We start from the raw sequence: 5,218 nt of genomic DNA on the forward strand, positions 1-5,218 counted from the left end.
CCCACCCCCACCCCATCCCGATGGGCAGGATGCCCCACACCGGCTGTGCGAGCGACGCACGCCATAGCGCCGCGTCCCTGCGCACCCTCGGCCGGCCGCTTGCCAGCCAAACGCGCCGCCGGGACCGAGCGGCAACGGTCCCGGGCACCGGGCGAGCGCCTGGTTTTGCAGTTGTTTCCAGGATGTGTGCATGCGGCAGGGACACGCCCGACCATGACGAAGAAGGAACGACCCGGCGCCTACCGGATCGGATAATCCGACACCGCCACCGCTTGCCCGGCCCATTCCGCCTTGCGCCAGGAACTGCGGTCGTTCAGCGTGATCCAGCGCCGCTCTTCCGTCCGGTAGTGCCAGTCCTTCTCCTGCTGGAAGAACACCTGCCGCCCGCTGCCCTCGATGATCGTCAGGATGCTGTTGTCGTGCGAGCTGCGGTCGTCGAAGTCCGTCATCGCACGCTGGCCCATCTCGGAATAGACCGCGTTCAGCTCCAGCAGCGCGCGGTTCACCGCCACGGGCAGCGGCTCGGCGTTCAGGCCGATGCGGCAGGCCTCGCGCAGCGTGATCGGGTAGCTGTGCGAGGGATAACCGGAATTCAGCGTGTTGCTGATCGCCTCGGCCTTCGCCGGGTCCGCCATGTGGTAGCCCAGGATCTCGATGCACAGCCGGGTGGACAGCGCGCTGGCGCGGTCCACCGCGCCGATGACCAGCGGATGCACGTGCTGGAACAACGCCGAATAGGGATTGGCGGCATCCCAGCCGCTGTCGCCCTGGAACAGCCGGGCCGCGCGGCCAAGCTCGTCCTGGCTGACCTTGACGCGGCGGTTGTCGCGGTCGAGCGGCGACAGGTCGTGCGTCAGCGAGGTATCGACCGCGGACAGGTGCGCCAGCGGCCCCATCCCGATCGCGTTCGCTCCCAGCGCCAGCATCGTTCCGGCTGAGGCGCATTCCAGCGGCACCAGCACGGTCAGGTGCTCGACATGCTGGCGCAACAGATTGATCATGCGCAGCGACGCCTGGCCCGATCCGCCGTCGGATTTGATGAACAGCGACATCCGCTGCGCCGGCGGCATGTCGCGCAGCACGCCGTACAGCCCGAGAACGTCACTGTCGCAGATCGATCCGCTGCACGAATTCCAGTAGGTGATCAGCGGCTCGTTGATCAAAGCCTCGATCTTCGCAACCAGGGCCTGGCTCTGAGCGAACAGGATGGGCGGCTTCAGCGCCGTGATCGCCGCGCCCGAGGCTACCGGTTCCCGTTCGATCAGATTATGTTCTGCCATCAGATCAGATCCCAATGATTGCGTTCAATACAACGCGATCAGCTTACCGGCCGCCCGGCGGCGTATCCAGAAATTTCACTATCACCCTCTGCAATATCCCGATCAGCACGTTGTGTTAACGACGCCGCAGCGCCTGCTTTGCCGCCGGATGTCATGGACACGGTCCCGGATCGAAGGCAGTCTTCGTCATCATCAGGGGGAGGACAACATGCAGTCGCGCCGACTTTTCATGGGCGCAACGGCAGCGTTTTCGGCGGCCTTGGCGGGCCAGCCACGCGCGGCGTCGCCGACTGTGGTCAGCAGCGACCGGATCCTTTCGTTGTTCCATGCATTGCCCGGCGAAACGGCCATCCGGATCCGGGCGCCGGCGGCCAATGACAAGCCGGAGATCGACATTGCATCGAATGCGTCGGCGCAGTTGTTCGTCGGCAGCGCCATCAAGACCTTCATCCTGGCCGAATCGCTGGCACAGGCCGACACGCCGGATGTCGTGCACACGCTGACCACGACGCAACTGCAACTGAACGAAACCGTCTGGAGCGCCGACAGCGCCACGTTCAACCCGCCGAACCTCATCGGCGTCGTATCCCAGCGCACCGCGCTGGAGGCGATGATCCTGCACAGCGACAACACCGCCACCGACATGAGCATCCGGCACGCCGGCGCCAGCAACGTGCGCCGCTTCGTCCAGGCGGCCGGCCTTCACAGGACGATGATCCCGGAAAGCACGCGCAGCTTCTTCGGCTACCTGCTCGGCGCCCGCGACTATCAGACGTTCACCTGGGCGGACCTTCAGGCCGCGGCCCCATCTCCCATGGTCAATCCACCGCTGAACAAGGTTGAGACACTGGCTTCGTCGGCCGATGATCTCGTTTCCTACTATTCGCGTGCGCTGCAGGGGACGTTCTTCAGGAACCCGCAGACATTGAACGAATTCCGCCGCATCCTCTCGCTCGGCGACGCCATCTGGCTGGTGCCGCTGCCGCTCGGCGCCAGCGCCTTCTGCAAGGGCGGCAGCATCGACGTGCCGGGATTCCATTGCCTGTGCGTGGCGGGCGGGATGTTCGTCAACCAGCGCTGGGTCTGTTTCGCCCTGATCATCAATTGGCAGGCCGCGGCGGAAACCGATCCCGCGACCGCCGCCGCCTTCGCCAGCGCCGCCAGCCAGGCCATGGGTATGGTGATCGGCGCCCTGTCCGCCTGATACAACGCGTCGGAAGAACGGCCCCCGTTGCCGTCGGCGCCTCCGGGGAAGGGCGGAACAGGCTGCGGCTTTGCCACAGGCTGAGAATGGAAGCGGGACGTCCGACGGGCCGCGCCCCCGGTCTGGACGCAGGCGGTGACCGGAGCTTTATTGCGGGCGCCGGCATCAGGAGGAAGCTGCCATGGCAACCACCGTGCCCCTGACGGTCCAGGACATCCTGGATGGCCTCGACAGCGACAGCGGCGTCCTGCCGATTGACGCTCTGGAACAGGCGATCGCGCGCTGGGATGAAGTCGCGCCTGTCCTGGTCCCGCACATCGAGGCCTATGCCGACGGTCGTGACCGTTCCGGCCACGCCATCGACCTCGCGTTCTACGGCCTCTACCTGATGGCCCAGCAACGGGACACCCGCGCGTTCCGGATGCTCTGCACGCTGTTGCTGGACGCAAAGGCATCGGATGACGCCCTCAGCGACGGGGTCACCGAGGAGGTCCCGTCCATGCTCGTGCGCACCTATGACGGCGACCCCACGCCGTTGCGAACGCTGATCGAGGCCCCTGATGCCAACGAGGCGGGACGCGACACCGCGTTCGAGGTGCTGGCCTGGCTGACCGCCGCCGGCCGGATCGACCGTGACGAAACCGCCCGCTACCTGCGTGGCCTGTTCACGACGCTGCAACCGCAAGGGCCGTCCCAGGCCTGGATCGGTTGGCAGAGTGCCATTGCCCATCTTGGCCTGGATAAACTGCGGCACTTGGCCGCCAAGGCATTCAGCCGCGGCTGGATCAATGACGGTGTGCGGACATTCACATTCGACAAGTTCGCAGAGGATCTCTACGAGGCGAAGGGTGCCCCGTGGTCGATGGCCTCGTTCGACGACAGGTTCTACGTCCTGAAAAAGCTGGGGGACGTTATTTCGGTGATGAAATCCTGGAACACCTTCCGGCTGCCCGAGGATTGACCACCTTGAAGGCATTGCCTCTTGCCGCCCCTGGCAACGGGGAGCGCGCATCGGAGAGCCTGACGCTTGTCGCGCCGCGCAAGCGACTGCAGCGTCCACTGGCAGCTGGCTGGCGATGACAGGTCCGCCGCCCTTCCCGGACATCGACCTCCGGCGCGGGCGACGGAAATGACCACGGCGAATGACGGCGGCCCGGCGCGCATGCCGCGTCCGGGCGCCTCCAGGCTCAATGCGATGATTGCCCCGCCGCGCGGGTCCAGTGGAGTTCAGGGTCCTCCCGGAATGCGAACCGCTTCAGGTGGCGCCCCACGACGTCCTCCAGCGTGCCCAGGGCAGCCTCGTCGCCGGCAACGAGCCGCAGAGTCAGCATCCTGGCATCCGCCGGCGCTTTGAGTGTGCAGACGCCGCCCGGAAACGTGATGCATCCGTGTGTCTCCTCCAGCGTGACCGGCAGCTTGTGCTGGAAGTGCTTGCAAAGCTGCCCCAGGTAGCGGCGTGGCTCGCCGATTGGCAGGCGTGCTTCGGACGACAGCATCGACGGGTTCCGGTTCATCAGATTTTCTCCACGCTGGTGGCCGCGGCGTCGAGCAGGGCCGCCACGGCATCGACCTGCTCGGCGCTGAGCGGGTCGCGCGCCAGCCGGAGCCGCAGCGCAAGGCTCAGGTTCTCCATCGCGCGCACGATCTGCGGCGCCGGCGCGCCGCCCCGGTCGCGTCCGGCCTGATCCATGCGGGCGAGCAGGGCGTCCAATGCCGGGCGGTTCGCCTCCAGGAACGCGCGGCCCTGGTCGGTGATGGTGTGCAGCTTCCTGCCGCCCTCGGGCGTGGCGCTGACCGTCACGTAGCCGAGTTCCTCGAGCAGGGTCAGGGCCGGATAGATCACGCCGGGGCTTGGGCTGTAGGCGCCAGCGACCTGGTCTTCGATCGCCTTGATGATCTCGTAGCCGTGCCGGGGCTTCCCGGCGATCAGATGGAGAATGACCAGGCGAAGATCGCCATGCGCGAAGAAGCGGCCAAGGCCCGATCGGCCGCCCCTACGGCCGCCCCAATGGCCGCCGCCCTGGCCACGATGCCGCATCCGGCCGAAGCCCGGCCCATCGTCGCAGCGTTCGCCGCGGGCGAAACGCCGGTCCTTGCCGCCATGCCCATGAAAATGTTTGTGTCGCATACAACCTCCGAGTGTGTTTCGATATAACGAAATACCAGATATATCTAAACACACTCGAGTTCAAGAGGTAATTCGCCTGGCCCGGCAGCATCGCCGGATGCCCGTCCAGGGGCTGGCGCTTTCATGGCGTAGCACGGCTCCCGGGGAAAATTACCCGATCCATCACTTCCCAGGCCAACGCCGGTCGCACCAAGAGTTTCGGGAAAACGGCCGAAATTCCCCGGGGACCGTGTGATATGCGGCTACTCGCCCGTACGGCGACGGGTGCCCCCGGTATCTTGGCGTCTTGGCGTTGACGGGAACCGCTCAGCCGCTCCTGGCGGTGACAGGTGCGCAACACCGGTGGCCGGTGGGATTGGTTGCAACACTAGTGCGTGTCGTCAATTGGAGCCAGCCGAGTGGGTCTGGGCTGCAACAGTGCGGCGGAATCGTTGATCAACAAGCGGCTTCCCGATTCCAGCAGCCCCGGTTCTTCGATGCATAGGCAGTCAGCTTTGGAGAGGCTGACCGATGCATCGACATGCCTTGCGCGACGACCAGTGGGAGCGGATCAAGGACCATTTGCCGGGCCGTCCGGGGTCCGTTGGCGTGACCGCTGCGAACAAC

Annotated in this window: 6 protein-coding genes and 1 pseudogene; 3 read left to right on the forward strand and 4 right to left on the reverse strand. The window is 65.9% G+C overall.

What is annotated here, in order from left to right; genetic code table 11:
• Positions 1 to 239: 239 nt before the first annotated feature.
• Positions 240 to 1,280, reverse strand: a complete 1,041-nt coding sequence (locus tag CCS01_RS00230) for an SDH family Clp fold serine proteinase (RefSeq protein ID WP_104516840.1) — start codon at positions 1,278 to 1,280, stop codon at positions 240 to 242.
• Between the two features lie 192 nt (positions 1,281 to 1,472).
• Positions 1,473 to 1,718, reverse strand: a complete 246-nt coding sequence (locus CCS01_RS33400) for a hypothetical protein (RefSeq protein ID WP_158258156.1) — start codon at positions 1,716 to 1,718, stop codon at positions 1,473 to 1,475.
• On the opposite strand from CCS01_RS33400, the gene CCS01_RS33405 reads away from it, so the two are divergent.
• Together CCS01_RS33405 and CCS01_RS00240 are read left to right on the forward strand one after the other, a co-directional pair.
• Positions 1,699 to 2,484, forward strand: a complete 786-nt coding sequence (locus CCS01_RS33405) for a serine hydrolase (protein WP_158258157.1) — start codon at positions 1,699 to 1,701, stop codon at positions 2,482 to 2,484. The genes CCS01_RS33400 and CCS01_RS33405 overlap by 20 nt on opposite strands.
• 181 nt (positions 2,485 to 2,665) lie before the next feature.
• Positions 2,666 to 3,445, forward strand: a complete 780-nt coding sequence (locus CCS01_RS00240; protein ID WP_104516841.1) for a DUF1186 domain-containing protein — start codon at positions 2,666 to 2,668, stop codon at positions 3,443 to 3,445.
• Between the two features lie 226 nt (positions 3,446 to 3,671).
• On the opposite strand, the gene CCS01_RS00245 is transcribed toward CCS01_RS00240, so the two are convergent.
• Positions 3,672 to 3,998: a DUF2218 domain-containing protein gene (locus CCS01_RS00245; RefSeq protein ID WP_204848085.1), complete on the reverse strand. Its 327-nt coding sequence runs from the start codon at positions 3,996 to 3,998 to the stop codon at positions 3,672 to 3,674.
• A complete protein-coding gene (locus CCS01_RS00250; protein ID WP_104516842.1) occupies positions 3,998 to 4,612 on the reverse strand; it encodes a PadR family transcriptional regulator in 615 nt (204 codons plus the stop codon). Before CCS01_RS00250 ends, CCS01_RS00245 begins: the two co-directional genes overlap by 1 nt.
• A 510-nt stretch (positions 4,613 to 5,122) precedes the next feature.
• Between CCS01_RS00250 and CCS01_RS34910 the strand changes: the two are divergent.
• A pseudogene (locus CCS01_RS34910) lies at positions 5,123 to 5,218 on the forward strand (IS5/IS1182 family transposase); the annotation flags it as partial.

It is taken from the genome of Rhodopila globiformis, from assembly GCF_002937115.1.
GTDB classification, from domain to species: Bacteria; Pseudomonadota; Alphaproteobacteria; order Acetobacterales; family Acetobacteraceae; genus Rhodopila; species Rhodopila globiformis.

What these genes read in the sequence shown, in the direction of transcription:
- CCS01_RS00250 (WP_104516842.1), bottom strand. Translation starts at nt 4,612, where the DNA reads ATGCGACACAAACATTTTCATGGGCATGGCGGCAAGGACCGGCGTTTC.
- CCS01_RS33400 (WP_158258156.1), bottom strand. Translation starts at nt 1,718, where the DNA reads ATGGCGCTGCCGACGAACAACTGCGCCGACGCATTCGATGCAATGTCG.
- CCS01_RS00230 (WP_104516840.1), bottom strand. Translation starts at nt 1,280, where the DNA reads ATGGCAGAACATAATCTGATCGAACGGGAACCGGTAGCCTCGGGCGCG.
- CCS01_RS00240 (WP_104516841.1), top strand. Translation starts at nt 2,666, where the DNA reads ATGGCAACCACCGTGCCCCTGACGGTCCAGGACATCCTGGATGGCCTC.
- CCS01_RS00245 (WP_204848085.1), bottom strand. Translation starts at nt 3,998, where the DNA reads ATGAACCGGAACCCGTCGATGCTGTCGTCCGAAGCACGCCTGCCAATC.